The sequence below is a fragment of the Paraburkholderia sp. TE9906 genome (assembly GCF_056279605.1).
In genome coordinates, this window is the sequence record NZ_JBWCCT010000006.1 from 506,589 (window position 1) to 522,274 (window position 15,686).

16 protein-coding genes are annotated in these 15,686 nt (G+C 63.4%); 6 read left to right on the forward strand and 10 right to left on the reverse strand.

Annotated features, from left to right (window positions below):
• Positions 1 to 12: 12 nt before the first annotated feature.
• From aroQ to ACZ9H4_RS19190, 3 genes are read right to left on the reverse strand one after another with little or no spacing between them, the layout of a single operon-like run.
• Positions 13 to 450 carry a type II 3-dehydroquinate dehydratase gene (gene aroQ, locus ACZ9H4_RS19180; RefSeq protein ID WP_408323955.1) on the reverse strand — a complete coding sequence of 146 codons (438 nt, stop codon included), beginning with the start codon at positions 448 to 450 and terminating at the stop codon, positions 13 to 15.
• 47 nt (positions 451 to 497) lie between these two features.
• Positions 498 to 1,565 carry a Gfo/Idh/MocA family protein gene (locus ACZ9H4_RS19185; RefSeq protein ID WP_408142545.1) on the reverse strand — a complete coding sequence of 356 codons (1,068 nt, stop codon included), beginning with the start codon at positions 1,563 to 1,565 and terminating at the stop codon, positions 498 to 500.
• A 46-nt stretch (positions 1,566 to 1,611) separates the two neighbouring features.
• Entirely contained in the window at positions 1,612 to 3,018 is a 1,407-nt protein-coding gene (locus ACZ9H4_RS19190; RefSeq protein ID WP_408142543.1) for an MFS transporter, read from the reverse strand.
• Positions 3,019 to 3,270: 252 nt separating this feature from the next.
• On the opposite strand from ACZ9H4_RS19190, the gene ACZ9H4_RS19195 reads away from it, so the two are divergent.
• Both ACZ9H4_RS19195 and ACZ9H4_RS19200 read left to right on the forward strand, forming a co-directional pair.
• Positions 3,271 to 4,227: a LysR family transcriptional regulator gene (locus ACZ9H4_RS19195; protein ID WP_408323953.1), complete on the forward strand. Its 957-nt coding sequence runs from the start codon at positions 3,271 to 3,273 to the stop codon at positions 4,225 to 4,227.
• A 279-nt stretch (positions 4,228 to 4,506) separates the two neighbouring features.
• Positions 4,507 to 6,030: a CoA-acylating methylmalonate-semialdehyde dehydrogenase gene (locus ACZ9H4_RS19200; RefSeq protein ID WP_408153042.1), complete on the forward strand. Its 1,524-nt coding sequence runs from the start codon at positions 4,507 to 4,509 to the stop codon at positions 6,028 to 6,030.
• A 96-nt stretch (positions 6,031 to 6,126) separates the two neighbouring features.
• Here the strand turns inward: ACZ9H4_RS19200 and ACZ9H4_RS19205 are convergent, their stop codons facing one another.
• The 4 genes from ACZ9H4_RS19205 to ACZ9H4_RS19220 form a co-directional block, all read right to left on the reverse strand.
• Entirely contained in the window at positions 6,127 to 7,479 is a 1,353-nt protein-coding gene (locus ACZ9H4_RS19205) for an MFS transporter (RefSeq protein WP_408323952.1), read from the reverse strand.
• 67 nt (positions 7,480 to 7,546) lie between these two features.
• Positions 7,547 to 8,110 carry an isochorismatase family protein gene (locus tag ACZ9H4_RS19210; protein ID WP_408153040.1) on the reverse strand — a complete coding sequence of 188 codons (564 nt, stop codon included), beginning with the start codon at positions 8,108 to 8,110 and terminating at the stop codon, positions 7,547 to 7,549.
• A 26-nt stretch (positions 8,111 to 8,136) separates the two neighbouring features.
• Positions 8,137 to 8,589: a MarR family winged helix-turn-helix transcriptional regulator gene (locus ACZ9H4_RS19215; RefSeq protein WP_408142533.1), complete on the reverse strand. Its 453-nt coding sequence runs from the start codon at positions 8,587 to 8,589 to the stop codon at positions 8,137 to 8,139.
• Between the two features lie 124 nt (positions 8,590 to 8,713).
• Positions 8,714 to 9,361 carry a VTT domain-containing protein gene (locus ACZ9H4_RS19220; protein ID WP_408142531.1) on the reverse strand — a complete coding sequence of 216 codons (648 nt, stop codon included), beginning with the start codon at positions 9,359 to 9,361 and terminating at the stop codon, positions 8,714 to 8,716.
• Positions 9,362 to 9,475: 114 nt separating this feature from the next.
• On the opposite strand from ACZ9H4_RS19220, the gene ACZ9H4_RS19225 reads away from it, so the two are divergent.
• The gene (locus ACZ9H4_RS19225) at positions 9,476 to 10,003 is read left to right on the forward strand and encodes a GNAT family N-acetyltransferase (RefSeq protein ID WP_476120294.1); all 528 of its coding nucleotides are present in this window, start codon (positions 9,476 to 9,478) and stop codon (positions 10,001 to 10,003) included.
• Between the two features lie 154 nt (positions 10,004 to 10,157).
• On the opposite strand, the gene ACZ9H4_RS19230 is transcribed toward ACZ9H4_RS19225, so the two are convergent.
• The gene (locus ACZ9H4_RS19230) at positions 10,158 to 11,219 is read right to left on the reverse strand and encodes an alkene reductase (protein ID WP_408153036.1); all 1,062 of its coding nucleotides are present in this window, start codon (positions 11,217 to 11,219) and stop codon (positions 10,158 to 10,160) included.
• Positions 11,220 to 11,302: 83 nt separating this feature from the next.
• Complete coding sequence (locus ACZ9H4_RS19235; protein ID WP_121321401.1) at positions 11,303 to 11,605, reverse strand: ArsR/SmtB family transcription factor; 303 nt, start codon at positions 11,603 to 11,605, stop codon at positions 11,303 to 11,305.
• Positions 11,606 to 12,200: 595 nt separating this feature from the next.
• Between ACZ9H4_RS19235 and ACZ9H4_RS19240 the strand changes: the two genes are divergently transcribed.
• A complete protein-coding gene (locus ACZ9H4_RS19240; RefSeq protein WP_408142525.1) occupies positions 12,201 to 12,833 on the forward strand; it encodes a PH domain-containing protein in 633 nt (210 codons plus the stop codon).
• A gap of 134 nt (positions 12,834 to 12,967) precedes the next feature.
• Here ACZ9H4_RS19240 and ppk2 read toward each other — a convergent pair whose 3' ends face one another.
• Positions 12,968 to 13,783, reverse strand: a complete 816-nt coding sequence (ppk2, locus tag ACZ9H4_RS19245; RefSeq protein ID WP_408142523.1) for a polyphosphate kinase 2 — start codon at positions 13,781 to 13,783, stop codon at positions 12,968 to 12,970.
• A gap of 203 nt (positions 13,784 to 13,986) precedes the next feature.
• On the opposite strand from ppk2, the gene ACZ9H4_RS19250 reads away from it, so the two are divergent.
• Positions 13,987 to 14,667: a hypothetical protein gene (locus ACZ9H4_RS19250; RefSeq protein WP_408142521.1), complete on the forward strand. Its 681-nt coding sequence runs from the start codon at positions 13,987 to 13,989 to the stop codon at positions 14,665 to 14,667.
• A gap of 427 nt (positions 14,668 to 15,094) precedes the next feature.
• Positions 15,095 to 15,682 (forward strand): BPSL1445 family SYLF domain-containing lipoprotein, encoded by a 588-nt coding sequence (locus ACZ9H4_RS19255; RefSeq protein ID WP_408142519.1) that lies wholly within the window; start codon positions 15,095 to 15,097, stop codon positions 15,680 to 15,682.
• Positions 15,683 to 15,686 lie beyond the last annotated feature (4 nt).

Genomic DNA, 15,686 nt, shown 5'->3' on the forward strand with positions numbered 1-15,686 from the left:
ATGCTCCGCTAGCTAGACAGTCGCCGACACAGCCGCCCGTAGCCCGAGCAGATAACTGTCGACGCCAAAGCCGCAAATCTGCCCTTTGACGATCTCCGCGAACACGGACTGATGCCGGAACGCTTCGCGCGCGTGAATGTTCGACATATGGATTTCGACCACCGGCACCACCAGAATGGCGAGCGCGTCGCGAATTCCGTAGCTGTAGTGCGTCCATGCGCCGGCGTTGATGAGCACGCCGTCGACGTTGTCCGTGAACGCCTGGTGAATGCGCTCGCACATGGCGGCTTCGCTGTTGGTCTGGAAGCTTTCCACGTGAACGCCCAGTTCCTTGCCGAGCGCCTGCAGCTTGCTGTCGATTTCAGCGAGCGTGATGGTGCCGTATTGCGCCGGATCACGTTTGCCGAACATGTTGTGGTTGATGCCGTGCAGCATCACGAAGGTTTTCATCTGGGATCCTGAAGAATGAATTTGCCCGCGTGGTGCGGCGCACGGTATTAATGAGCCGACGCGACGGCGGGCGTGGTGTCCACGACCGAGCCCGCGTTCGCGGCTTCGGCGATGGCCTCGGTAATACGCAGATTCTGCAAGCCGTCCCGGGCGCTCACGAGCGGCTCCGTATCACGGCGAATCACGCGTTCGAAGTGAGCCAGCTGCAGCTTGAGCGGATCGTCGCGCGTCATGGCGGCGACGCTCACGTCGAACGGTTTCCACCACGAACGGTCCTCGGCTTTGCCATACGTTTTCAGGCGCATGGTCGGCACCGACAACGAGCCGAACGTGCCCGCGATCACGTAGCAATCTTCGTCCGGATACGACGGGTAGGCCTTGTTTTCCTGCGAAGTCTGTTCCCAGCTACGCGCGCTCGCCGCGGTGTCCGACAGCATGAAACTGCCGAGCGCGCCGCTCGCGAAACGCAGATTGATCGCGACCGTGTCTTCGACCGGAAAGCCGCGCGTCGCATGCGAGGAAAAAGCCTGCACGGCGACGATGTCGCCGCACAGCATGCGCAGGTTGTGCACTTCGTGAATCATGTTCAGCAGAATCGGGCCGCCGCCTGGCTTGCGCCGCCATTCGGCGTCGGCGAAGTACTGGTCGGGTTTGAAAAACACCGCGCTGCCCATCACCGCGACCAGTTTGCCGAGGCGGCCTTCGTCGATCAGTTGCCGCGCGCGCGCCATGATCGGACTATGCGCGCGGTGATGGCCGATCAGCAATGGCACGCCGCTGCGCTCGACTGCGCCGACCAGCATCTCGGCTTCATCGACGGTCGGCGCGATCGGCTTTTCGAGGAGCGTCGGCACGCCGGCCGCGAGGCAGGCCAACGCATGCTCCACATGCAACTGGTTCGGCGTGGCGAGAATCACACCGTCCGGACGGTCCCGTTCGATCAGTTCGTCGAGCGTGCGGTAGAGCGGCACGCCGGCCTGCGCGGCGATCGGCCCGGCCGCCGGCGAAGGATCGACGATCGCCGACAGCGTGCACGTGCCGCTCTGTTGCGCGACGCCCATATGCGCGCGGCCGATATAGCCCGCACCGGCCACGGCGATCCGGGTCCTGTTCATGAATTGGGTCCTCTGCGGTTGCGCTCGGATGCGTGAGTGTCGGCGCTCACGCGACGGCTTTTTTTGCGTCGGCCATGGTCTGCGCGCGCAGGGCTTCATAGCTGTGCTTGTCGATCGGCACCGCGTCGGGTTGACCCAGATCGCTCAGCTTGACGCGGAAGTTCTCGCGCGCACTCCATGCCGTGGCCGCCGCGATGACCGTGATGCCGAACGTGATCGCGCCGATGGTGAGCGGGATGTTGTTCGATCCGGGCGGCGCGACGTAGGCGAACAGGGCCGGCAGCAGTGCGGTGATCGTCGTACCGATGTTCTGGCCGATCGCCATGGCGGACACGCGCGAGCGGGTCGGGAACAGTTCCGGATAGAAGCTCGGGAAGGTCGCGTTATAGCCTTGATAGACGATGCCCCACATGAGGATCGACATGACCATGGCGAGCGGCACGTTGCGGATGCTGATCGCGTAGAGATACGCGAACGAGAGCAGGCCCGCGCCGAGCGCACCGACGATGATCGGCAGGCGCCGCCCGATACGGTCCGACAGATTGCCCACATACGGAATCACCAGCACCGCGACGATGTTGCCGACCACGGGAATCCACAGATAGACGCTCTTCGAAAAACCAATGCCGTAAGACTGCTGCACCGCATACGCCGCGCCGAAGATCGTGGCGACCACGGGAATCACATTCATCAGCGAGCAGCCGACCACGCGCAGCATATCGCCCCAGTTGTAGCGGAAGGCTTCGACGATCGGCGACTTCGGCACGTTGCCGCTCGCGTCTTCCTTGGCGAAGGCGGGCGTTTCGTCCACCTCGCGGCGAATGTAGTAGCCGGCGATCAGCACCACCGCGCTGAGCAGGAACGGAATCCGCCAGCCCCACGAGTTGAAGGCACTATCGTCCATGAAGTAGGCGAGCGGCAGGAACACGGCGGCGGCGAGAATCTGGCCCGCCTGCACGCCCTGCAGCGTGAAACTCGCGTAGTAGCCGCGTCGTCCGAATGGCGCGTGTTCGAGAATCATCGAGCTCGCGCCCGAGATTTCACCGGCGACGGCGAAGCCCTGAATCAGCCGGAGGATCACCAGAAGCGTCGGCGCCAGCATGCCCACCTGATGGTAGGTAGGCAGGAAGCCGACCGCCATCGTCGAGAAGCCCATCAGGAACATGCATACGAGCAGCACGTTCTTGCGGCCGTGGGTGTCGCCCCAATGCCCGAGCACGACCGCGCCGATCGGCCGCGCGACGTAACCGACGCCATAGGTGGCGAGCGAGGCGACGATCGCGATCTTCGGGTTGCCGGATGGAAAGAACAGCTGAGGGAAGATGAGGGCGGCCGCCTGAGCGTAGATGAAGAAATCGTAGTACTCGAGCGCCGAGCCGATCCAGCCGCTGGCGGTTGCTTTGCGAGCTTGCGAGCCATGCCCGTGGGTGCTCGCCGATGCGTTCGTTTCCATATCGTCTCCTGAACAGAAATGTTTTTGTCAGCTTCTATGGCTGACTCATTGGCGCGCTGAAATCAAAACTATGCAAGCCAGGACTTTCCGGGACGCGCTGGCCGGCGCTCTGTTACCGGTCGTTGCCGCATTGCGGTACAGGGTTAACCAGTACCTGGGTGTCCGGAAGATCGCGCCCGGTCTGCCCTGGCTTGCCCGATCAATCCGTTGGAGCTAGGGTAATGTGCTTCTGCACGGACACAATGCGCCCAGATGGAAAATCAGAATGCGCTCACAGCCAGCAATGAGTCCTTCCTGCGTGATCTCCAGCTGTTCTGCAACATCGCGCGGCGGGGCAGCTTCGTCGCGGCGTCGACGGAGATGGGCTTGTCGCCCTCGCATGTGAGCAAGCGGATCGCGATGCTGGAGGCCAGTCTCGGCGTGAAGCTGTTTCAGCGCACCACGCGGCGGGTCAGCGTGACGAGCGATGGCGAAGCCGCTTTGCAGTGGGCGCAGAAAATACTCGACGACGTGCAAGGCATGGCCGATGCGTTCGCCGACCGCCGTACCGAGTTGCGCGGGCTGCTGCGTATCAGCACGAGTCTGCGGCTCGGCCGCAAACACGTGTCGCCGATTCTCGCGATGCTGCGCGAGCGTCATCCGAATCTGGAGATCTGGCTGGAGTTGCTGGACCGCCGCGCGGATCTGGTTGGCGAGAACTTTGACATCGACGTGCGCGTGGGCGAAGTGCAGGAGCCGCATCTGATCGCGCACAAGATGGTGGAGAGCGCGCGGATTCTTTGCGCGTCGCCCGCTTATCTCGAGCGGCGAGGCACGCCGGCCGATCTGGGCGACCTGACACAACACGACTGCCTGCTGTTTCGCGGCCGCGACGATCGCTTCGGCGTCTGGCGTCTGGCCGGACCGGATGGCGAAAAGAGCGTGAAGGTGACGGGCACGGTCGCGTCGAATCTCAGCGATATCGTCGTGCAATGGGCCAAGGACGGCTACGGCGTGGTGATGGTGTCGATCTGGGATGTAGCCGAGAGTCTGCGCGCCGGCGAACTGGTGCGCGTGCTGCCGGACTACCAGCAGTCCGCCGATGTGTGGGCCGTGACGGCGGAGCGGCTGTCGTCGTCGGCGAAGATCCAGGTGTGCATCGAATTCCTCAGGGAACAGTTGACGTGCGGACCGTACGCACTCGTCACGCGGGGCGTGGGCGGGTTTTGACGCTCTGCGCGTCGTGAGTCGCCCGCGTGTGCGTATCGCTTCGCTGCCGACGCGCGCTGCCCCATGACAGTTGCGACGCAAAAAACAATACAGTGAGGCGCGGTTCTATCGCGCTGTATCGGGAGTATGACCGGCGCCGTCGATACAGTTGGCGGGTCTTCATGAAGCCAGCGCAGCGGGCGGCCCGCCGCTTTCATGCGCTGTGCGACGCAGCCCGATATTTCTTGCTCACGGCCAGGTGGCGAAGCGCCGTGGCCTATCCCGAACACGAGGTCGAACATGAATGTAGCGAACAAAGAAGCGCAGCTGTCGGTGCGGCAACTGGGTCATTACATCGGCGGTGCGCCGGTCGAGCCGACGAGCGGCCGCTTCAAGGACGTGTTCAATCCCGCGACAGGCAAGGTGACCGGTTCGGTCGCGCTGGCTTCGGTCGAAGAAGTGGACGCGGCCGTCAAGGCTGCGAAGGCCGCGTTTGCTGCGTGGAGCGAAACGGCGCCGCTCAAGCGCGCCCGCATCCTGTTCAAATTCAAGGAACTGCTGAATCAGCATCACGACGAACTCGCGATGCTGATCACGCGCGAACACGGCAAGGTGTTCACGGACGCGCAAGGCGAAGTGGTGCGCGGCATTGAAGTGGTCGAGTTCGCGTGCGGCATTCCGAACCTGTTGAAGACCGACTTTACCGACCAGATCGGCGGCGGCATCGACAACTGGAATCTGCGTCAGCCGCTCGGCGTGGTAGCCGGCATCACGCCGTTCAATTTCCCGGTGATGGTGCCGATGTGGATGTTCCCGGTCGCGCTCGCATGTGGCAACACCTTCGTGCTGAAGCCGTCGGAGCGTGATCCGTCGGCATCGCTGCGGATCGCCGAACTGCTGAAGGAAGCGGGTCTGCCGGACGGCGTATTCAATGTGGTGAACGGCGACAAGGTGGCTGTCGATGCGCTGATCGAACACCCGGACGTCGCGGCGCTGTCGTTCGTGGGATCCACGCCGATCGCCGAATACATTCACACGGAAGCGTCGAAACACGGCAAGCGCGTGCAGGCGCTGGGCGGCGCGAAGAATCACCTCGTCGTGATGCCGGACGCCGATCTCGACCAGGCCGTCGATGCGCTGATCGGCGCCGCGTACGGGTCGGCGGGCGAGCGTTGCATGGCGATCTCGGTCGCCGTGGCGGTGGGCGATGTCGCCGACCAGTTGATCGACAGACTGGTGCCGCGCGTCAAATCGCTCGTCATCAAGAATGGCGAGCACCTCGACGCCGAGATGGGGCCGTTGGTTACCGCCGAACATAAGGCCAAGGTGGCCGGCTATATCGCCTCGGGCGAGGCGGAAGGCGCGCAGCTGATCGTCGACGGCCGCGCGCATCCGGTGGCGGCGGAGGAAGGCTTCTTCATCGGCGGTACCTTGTTCGACAACGTCGGCACGCAGATGAAGATCTACAAGGAAGAGATCTTCGGCCCGGTGCTGGCGGTGGTGCGAGTGCCCGACTTCGCTAGCGCCGTCGAGTTGATCAACGCGCACGAGTTCGGCAACGGCGTGTCGCTCTTCACCTCGGATGGCGGCGTTGCCCGTGCGTTCGGCCGGCAGATTCAGGTGGGCATGGTCGGCATCAACGTGCCGATTCCGGTGCCGATGGCGTGGCACTCGTTCGGCGGCTGGAAGCGTTCGCTGTTCGGCGATCACCATGCGTACGGCGAAGAGGGCGTGCGCTTCTATACGCGCTACAAGAGCATCATGCAGCGCTGGCCGGACAGCATTGCGAAGGGCGCGGAATTCACGATGCCGGTCGCCAAGTAAGCTGCCGCGCAGCACCAGTACGGCGGTACAGATAAAAGCCGCGCCTGATCGAATCAGGCGCGGCTTTTTTGCATTGAATCAGATCGGCGGCGTTGTCTAAACGCTCGACGAAGCGTCTTCCTCCGCTTCGCTCACGGCGGCGCTCTGCACCGCGGTGACGGGACCGACGTAAGACGTTGCCGCGCTCGCAACCGGACGCGGGTCGTCGATGCTGTAGCGCAACCGTCGCCCTTCGACGTACACGCGCAACTGCCGGTACTTCACCAGATAAAGCAGACCGACGAGCGCCGCAGCGAACCCCGATGCGGCACCCACGCCGAGCGCCCAGCGCGGGCCGAACCGATCCGCGACCCAGCCCACCACCGGTGCGCCGAGCGGCGTGCCGCCCAGTGCGATCGCCAGCAGGATTGCGATCACGCGGCCGCGCATCGCGGGCTCCGTGGTGAGCTGCACGAGACTGTTGGTGGAGGTCGTGAAGGTTTGCGTCGATACGCCGATCACGACGAGCGCCATGCCGAACAGCACGTAGTTCGGCATCAGCGCGGCCACGGTGCAGCCCACGCCGAAAATCGCGCCCGCGCCGAGCAGCAGCGCCATCCGGGGCCGCGCGCGGCGCGCGGCGAGCAGTGCGCCGGTGACCGAGCCGATCGCCATCGTCGAGCTCAACACGCCGTATTGACTGGCGCCCGCGTGAAAGGCCGTGACCGACATCGTGGAGATGAAAATCGGGAAGTTCAGTCCGAACGTGCCGATCAGGAACAGCATCAGCAAGGCCGCTTTCAGATCGGGACGCGTCCACACATACCTGAAGCCCTCGACGAAACTGCCGCGCGAGCGGACGGCGCGCGGCTTCAGATGCAGTTCGTGCAGGCGCAGCATGCGCAGCGAACCGAGCACCGCGACGAAAGACAGCGCGTTGATCAGGAACACCCAGCCGGTGCCCACCGAGGCGATCAGCAGCCCCGCTACCGCGGGCCCGATCATGCGCGCCGCGTTGAACGAGGTCGAATTGAGGCCGACCGCATTCGCCAGATCGCTTTCGCCGACCAGATCCGATACGAAGGTTTGACGCGCCGGAGAATCGAACGCGGTGACGCAGCCGAGCAGCCCCGCGAAAACGTAGACCTGCCAGAGCTGCACGAGCCCGGTGATCGTGAGAAGACCGAGCGCCAATGCCAGCGAGCCCATCGCCGCCTGGGTGGCGAACAGCAGCTTGCGGCGGTCGAAATGATCGGCCGCATAGCCGGTGAGAGGCAGCAACAGCATTTGCGGTCCGAACTGCAACGACATGACGATACCCACGGAAGTCGCATTGTGATGCGTGAGTTCCGTGAGTACGAGCCAGTCTTGCGCCGTACGCTGCATCCATGTACCGACGTTCGAGACGATTGCGCCACTCGCCCAGACCCGGTAGTTGAAATTTCGCAGCGAACGGAAAGTGCCTGTCACAGCCTGCTTCCCGTCGGAGCGGCGAGCCATGCTGTGAGCAGGCGCGAGCGCGCGCTCAGGCGCATGGTCATGCGCGCGTGCTGTCGAGCAGGGCGAGGACTTCCTGCGTCGTGCCGGTTTCGCCCAGGCGCGGGAAGATGCGCGTGATGCTGTTGGTGTGCGCATCCGCGTTCATGTCGGTCATCGCGTCGACGACGAGCGTGACGTTCAGGCCGAGTTCGCTCGCGTAGCGCGCGGTGGATTCGACGCCGATGCTGGTTGCGATACCCACCAGTACCACTTGCGTCACACCTTCCTTGCGCAGATAGGCTTCGAGGTCCGTGTTCGTGAACGCGCCCCAGGTGCGCTTGGTCACCAGATGATCCGACGGCTGCTGCTTCAGTTCGGGCACGAGGTCCGCGAAACCGGCGGGGAAGTCGCCGCTGTGGCGCCCCTGGTCGGTGCGGCCCGGTGCGCCGGCCGCGACGTTCACGAGCACCACGGGCAGACCGTGGCGGCGAAACGCGTCGAGGACGGCGACCGAGCGTTGGACGATTTCGCTCGCCGGGTGAACGACGGGCAGTGCGACGATGCCGCGCTGCAAATCGATGACGATCAGTGCGGTCTTTGCATCGAGAGTGGTGAGTGCCATGGTGTGCTCCAGGATGGTACGAGTCGTTACGAGTCGATCAGGCGTTTGAGCAGGTCGACGCCGATTGCGAGTTGTTGCTGCTCAGCCGGCGAGAAGTGGGTCTGGATGGTGCGAAACAGCCAGTCTTCGCGTGCGGCCCGGGCGGCCTTGATTTTCTTGCGAAAGGCCGGAGTCAGGGAGAGAACCGTCTGCCGGCCGTCATTCGGATCGGGTGCGCCGGTGACGAATCCCGCGGCTTTCAGCGCCGAAAGCGTTTCGCCCATCGATTGCGGGCGCATGCCCCGCGCCCGCGCGAGCGCCGTGACCGTAGCCGGACCTTCGCGCTCCAGCAGGGCGAGAACCTGCATTTGCGAAGGCGTGAAGTCGCCCACATTGGACTCTTCACGCAGACGGCGGCGCAGTTTCACGCCCACCACGCGCAGGTCTTCAGCCAATGCGTGCAGCGCTTCGGGGGTAGGCGAAGGGGCATTCCTGCTCATGCGATGGCGGCCAGATGTGAAGGTTACCTGCGAAGGTTACCTTCGTATACCCTTCGAGTCAAGCTGAGGGCGCTGGCGCGACCTGCCGCCACGCAGGTCACGCGAGGCATGCCGTGCCCGGAGGTCAGGGAGCGCGCAAGCGCCGATGGACCAGGCGCCATAGCGTGCCGCCGATCAACATGGCGCCACCGAGCGCAATGCCCAGCAGGACGATCGCACTCATATGATCGCGCACCATCGGCATGTTGCCGAACAGGAAGCCGGCCGCCATCAGCAAGACGACCCACAGGACCGCGCCCGCGCTCACGAGCCACACGAAACGCGAGAACGTCATGCGCGAAACGCCGGCGACGAACGGCGCAAACGTGCGCACCACGGCGATGAATGGCGACAGCAGAAAGGTCAGGCCGCCGCGTGCTTCGCTGAAATCGTGCGCTTTACGCAGCGCGCGCTTGCTGAGCCAGCGATAGTCGGCGGTATAGACCTTTTCGCCGACCGCGTGGCCGATCGCATAGCCGACGATGCTGCCGCCCACCGTCGCCACGAACAGCACGGGAGCGACGATCCAGGCATTGAGCGCACCCGTGGCCGCAAGCGCGCCGCAGATGAAAATCAGCGGATCGCCCGGCAGGAAGAACAGGGGCAGGAAGCCGTACTCGACGAACACGACGACAAACAGCAGCACATATGCGCCGTTGCCGAACTGCGTGATCAGTGTGCTCAGGTGCTGGTCGAGATGCAGCGCGACCTGCAACACATTCAGGAGATCCATCTTGGGCCGGAGGGGAGTCAGATGTCAGGAGTGTAGTCCCGCGGCAGCGCAAGCACTTGTGTATTTGTCGATGGGGATGTCAAATATCGGGCGATATCGTCGCTTCGAAACGCCATGCAGCCTGCACCTACTGTCACTTTCCGTTTTGCCGCGCCGCGCGAGGCGAGCGTGATTCGCACGATCGAATTCGAAGCAGGCCAGCGCTTCGCCAGTGTCGGCATGAGCGGGATTGCCGATGCGCCGCCGATGGCGCTGGCGCTCGTCGAACGCAAGATCGCCGCGTGCGAGATCATCGTCGCGGTGGACGCCGATGCAAAGTGCGCGGGCTTCGTGATGTTCGAGCCGCAGCCCGCGCGCGTCTATGTTCAGGAGCTCGACGTGCTTACCTCGCATGCCGGGCGGCGCATCGGCGCTGCGCTAATCGAGCAGGTCGCGCAACTCGCGCGCACGCGGCAATTGCCGCAACTCGTTTTGTCGACGTATCGTGAGGTGCCGTGGAACGCGCCGTACTATCGGCGGCTGGGGTTTCGCGATATCGAGCAAGCCGAACTCGATGCGGCGTTGATCGCGCGGCGCGACGCCCATATCGCGCGAGGACTCGACGAATCGAAGCGCGTGTTCATGCGGCGTGATCTTGGATGACGTGCGGGATTTCGGCGCGCACGGATTGCAGTGAACGTGCGAACGTTGTGAACGGATCACGCGCAAAAAAACGCGGCGGGCGATGAGCCGAGTATCGTTCGCTCATCGCCCGCCGCGCGTTTTTTACAGCGTCCCGCGATTCACACGCGGCCGCTTATTCCACCGTTTCCAGCGCCGGATAATCCACGTAGCCGGTTTCGCCGCGCGCATAGTAGGTCGCCGGATTCGGCTTGTTCAACGGCGCATTCGTCTCGAACCGGCGCACCAGATCCGGATTGGCGATGAACAGTTGACCCCATGCCACCGCGTCCGCTTCGCCCGCGTCGAGCACCTGCTGCGCGGTCTCCTTCGTGAACTTCTCGTTCGCAATGTACGGGCCGCCGAACGCCTTCTTCAACTGCGGGCCGAGGCGGTCGTCGCCGAGCGATTCACGGGCGGCAATGAACGCGATCTTGCGCTTGCCGAGTTCGCGGGCCACATAGCCGAAGGTGCCGGCCGGGTCGGAATCGCCCATCGCGTGCGAGTCGCGGCGCGGTGCGAGATGCACGCCGACGCGGTTCGCGCCCCACACGTCGATACACGCGTCGGTCACTTCGAGCAGCAGACGCGCGCGGTTTTCGATCGGGCCGCCATAGGCATCGGTGCGCTTGTTCGTGCTGTCCTGCAGGAACTGGTCGAGCAGATAGCCGTTCGCGCCATGCACTTCGACGCCGTCAAAACCCGCCGCTTTCGCGTTTTCCGCGCCCTGGCGGAACGCTTCGACCACGCCGGCGATTTCAGCGAGTTCCAGCGCGCGCGGCGTCACGTACGGACGTTCCGGACGCACCAGGCTCACATGACCTTGTGCCGCGATCGCGCTCGGCGCAACCGGCAATTCGCCGTTCAGGAACAGCGGGTCCGAGATGCGGCCCACGTGCCACAGTTGCAGGAAGATCTTGCCGCCCGCGGCGTGCACGGCGTTCGTGACGAGCTTCCAGCCTTCAACCTGTTCCTGCGACCAGATACCCGGCGTTTCCGCGTAGCCGACACCTTGCGGCGTGACCGACGTGGCTTCGCTGATGATCAGGCCGGCCGTCGCGCGCTCGGCGTAGTAGCGCGCCATCAGCGCGTTCGGCACGCGGATTTCTTCGGCGCGTTGACGCGTCAGCGGCGCCATGATGATGCGGTTCGACAACGTGATGTCGCCAATTTGCAGCGGATCGAAAAGAGTCGGCATAAGAGTTCACCTTTGGCGACGGGCGCGGCCCGAGCCTGAAAAAACTGCGTGATGAAGGTAGCGCGGCGACGCGAGCGAAGCGTTCAGAGCCGGGAGTTCATATGATCGAGGAACGCCTGGATGACGGGCTCGTTGCGCTTGAAAAAGACCCATTGACCGACCCGTTTCGATGTGACGAGCCCCGCGCGCTGCAAGGCCGCGAGGTGCGCCGACACGGTGGACTGCGACAGGCCGCAGCGCGCGTCGATCTTGCCCGCGCATACGCCGTGATCGAGCGGCAACTCCTGATCGGCGAAATGCGCGTGCGGCTCCCGCAGCCAGCCGAGAATCTCCCGGCGGACCGGGTTGGCAAGCGCTTTGTGGATCGCGTCGATATCGGGTTTCATCTGGGTTTCGTTCAAGCTATTCGACAACAGGCAGCCGGGACGCCGGATGGCGTCGACGCATCTGCATCGCTACAGGACGAAGTATATATCGTAATTCTACGATATGCAGGAAAGCACTATTGGCGATGGGGCGATCGCGTATGGACGCGCAAGGAGGCACACTCGGCCCTCTTGCGACGTACACGCATCCGACCGCAATGGCCGCAATGGCCGCAGGTCTCGCTAAGGCGGCCATACGGTGAAAGCGTGCCCGGCAATGGTGGCTCGTCTTTCGTTCTCGGGCGGCTGTGGGATAGATGCTTTGCTATTTCCCGTTCTCTGGACGCGGATCGGGCCAGTCGAATATCCCGCTCGTTGCAGCGAGACATCAACGCCGACAAATTTCCCCTCTTATGCATTCGTGCCGCGATGCCGCCCTTAAGGCGCTTCTCGCTGCCGCACTTTGCCGGATAACGACCGCCGCAGGTCGCTCTCCAGCAGCCTTTCGCAACGGGCCGCCTAACGACAGTTCCTCGCACCGAAAGAGGCCGTGGGCCGGTCTGCAACGAGCACTGCGTTACAATCGCCCCATGTAAGTGTGCTTGGCGTAACGGTCATGGCATTGTCGCCGGTCAACAGTCAGTTCGCCGACGCGCAGCCCAATCAGGCGGCGCCGCCTTTTTCGACGGACGACTGGAGCCGTCGGTCAGAAAAAGGGATATACGCGATGGCTAATCAGGTGATTTTCAGCGGCGCGCCGTCGCAGGCCTGCAATCTTCCGGCGCTCCTGAAGGGGGGCGTTGTCATGGCAATGATTGGCGGTGTGCATCTCTGCACGTCGAACTCTTTCCCGTTTCAGTGGAATGTGCTGCTTGCACAGGCCGGCGCGGTTTTGATCGGTGTCGCTGTGCCGTTCGTCAAGACCGCGTTCACCCGAATCGTCATCGATACCGCCCGAATTTCCTGGACGCAGGGCATTCTGCATCGCCGTGTGTCGACTCTCGAACTTTCCCGGATTCAGTGCATCACCTCGATCCACCCATGGTGGCAGCGCCCGTTCGGCATCGGCACGGTCATCCTGACGACCACCGACGCCGCTCATCCCTTGAGGCGTTTGCCGGGCATCAGCAACGCGGATCAGCTCTGCAAGAGGCTTGGCGAGGCGGTAGCGATGCATCGGGAACGGCTTGGTTCCGCATACACGAATGATCCGAACGCACGAGGTTACTCTCAGGTGCACGGCATGTGAACGGGCGGCATCCGTTCGCAAATGCAAAATGGATCTCGCCGCATTGACTCCGCTGGCCCTGACGAAAACAGGCCTTACACGAGCGAACGCAGGGACAGGAGACCCTGATATGCGCCACCGCGATCCCACCAAACTCAGAATCGCTCGGCGACGTATTTGAACGGATAGTCCGGTTCCTTATAGCCGTCGGGTTTCTGCCTTTTGGGTAGCGTCACTTTCTTGCGCGGTATCGTCTCATAAGGAATCCTGCTCAGCACATCGCTGATGATGTTCAGTCGCACCCGCCGCTTGTCGTTCGAATTCGCCACACGCCACGAAGCAATCCCGGTGTCCGTCGCTTCGAACATCGCGTCGCGCGCACGCGAGTAGTCATACCATCGGCTATACGATTTCAAGTCCATATCCGTGAGCTTCCAGACCTTACGCCCGTCGTGGATGCGGGCCTGGAGGCGGCGGGTCTGTTCTTCGGGACTGACCTCCAGCCAGTATTTGAGGAGAATCACCCCGGACTCGACGATCGCCCGCTCGACCAGCGGCAGCGCCTTGAGGAAGGCCACCGCATCCGCGTCGGAACAGAAGCCCATCACTCGCTCGACGCCCGCGCGGTTGTACCAGCTTCGGTCGAAGATCACGACTTCCCCGGCGGCCGGCAAGTGCGGCAGATAGCGTTGCACGTACATCTGGCTCTTTTCTCGCTCGGTGGGGGCGGGCAGTGCGATGACGCGAAACACGCGCGGGCTCACGCGCTCGGTGAGCGCCTTGATGGCGCCACCCTTGCCCGCGCCATCGCGCCCTTCGAAAACAATGCAGACCTTGCTGCCCGTTTGCACCACCCATTCCTGGAGCTTGACGAGTTCGACGTGCAGATCGAACAACGCCTTCCGATACTCCTTATATGAGAGTGACTTGCCCTCGACGGACGAGTCTGCTTTCGCCTGGGTCTTCGCCATTCCCCTATCTCCGCGCATACGTGAGCTGAGTCGTTACCGAACGATCTTCTCGCAATGTAGAGCGCGGCGCGCAGGAAGGCCATACGACCTTGGTCCAATATCGGTGCCTGTTCGCGAGCCGTATGCTGGGTGGTGTCGAATGCCATCGGCGCGTGCGGCCGGGTAGTGAGAGCGATCACACGCTAACCTCGGCGGGAGATTTCATGGGCTTTACTGGTCTAATGGATCGGCAGGACATCGGCGCTCGCGAGCCGATTCTGGATACCGTCGATCGGGTATCGGAATTGTGTTTTGGTCTCTTCATGGCGCTCACGTTCGTCGGGGCCGTGTCGGCCGCGACGGCCGGCGAAGGCGCCGGGCGCAAAATGTTCTACACGGCACTCGGCTGCAACCTCGCGTGGGGTCTGGCCGACGCGGTGATGTTTCTCGTCCGCACGCTGACGAACCGCGGCCGCCGGCTGACCCTCGCGCTGACCATCAAACATGAGCAGGACGCGGCCGCGGGCGTTCGTGCGCTTCGCAAGGCATTGCCGGCGTGGATCTCACCGCTGATCGCCGATACGGAGCTGGAACCGATCCGGGCGCGTATTGCCACCATCCCCGATTTGCCGAGCCGTCCGCGCTTTTTGCGCGATGACGTCGTCGGCGCGGCAGGCATCTTCGTGATCGTGGTGTTATCGACTTTCCCGGTGGCATTGCCGTTCGTACTGTTCGCGGACGTCTCGACGGCGTTGATCGTTTCGCGCGTGCTGACGATTGCCATGCTATTCGGCAGCGGGATGGCGCTGGGCTACCACGCCGGCTTCGGCGGATGGAGAGCGGGACTGGCGATGGCGGCGCTCGGCGTCGTGCTGACCATGGCGATCATTGCACTGGGTGGTTGATGGACAGGCGGCGATTGCGGATGGCGCATTCACGAAGCCTGGGGCGACATGGGTGCCGTCGGGCGATCGGTCCCTCCAGCGCTCACCCGACGCATCCAGGGCGCCCCCTGTAAGACCAAGGTCCGATTTCCCAAATGCCGCGCCGTGACATCATGTAAGCGGAGGCGTTGCAGTCGCGGTTCTGGGTCGCCGAAGGCATGGCGGCTCGATATGTCCGGCGCAATCCGGACGTCTGTGCTGCGCGGACAGAAGGGGGAGATGCGGTAAGGACCTCACGGTTGTGTCGCGCACCAGCCCCCGTGGCGCGTGATGGACCGGCAAGCCAGGCTGCATGGCAGCCAACTGCCGGATTGCGATAGAGCAAGGGACCGAAGCGGCCAGACACCGGGGCCGGCGATTCGCACTGTAACCACAACGGAGCTCGATAATGAACAGACGGAACTTTGTGCAAACAATCGCGATTTCAGGCGCTGCCGCGAGTTTGGCGTTGACGGGTTGCACCACGACATCGGGTGGCGACAAGAGCCCCGAGACCGCCGAGTCGAAGCGGCAGCAGATCGATGCAGCCGTGAACGGCACGTTGTCGCGGCTGGGCACGGCGGTCAAGGGTTCGAATGAACTCATGGCGAAGGCCCAGGGGGTTCTGGTTTTCCCGGATGTGAAGAAGGCGGCCTTCATCGTGGGTGGCTCTCACGGCGATGGTGCGTTGCGTGTCGGCGGTGCGACCGTCGGTTACTACAGTACGACCGCCGCATCATTTGGATTTCAGGCCGGCGTTCAGTCGACCGCGATTGTCTTCCTCTTCATGACGAAGGATGCGCTGGACAAGTTCCGCAGTTCGAACGGCTGGTCCGCCGGCGCCGATGCGGGCGTCTCGGTCGCGAGAACCGGCGCCAACGGTGCGCTGGACACGTCATCCGTGAATTCGCAGGTCGTGGCGCTGGTATTGACCAATGCCGGTCTGATGGCGGATCTTTCGCTCTCCGGAACGAAGGTGAACCGGCTCGACCTGTAAGCGG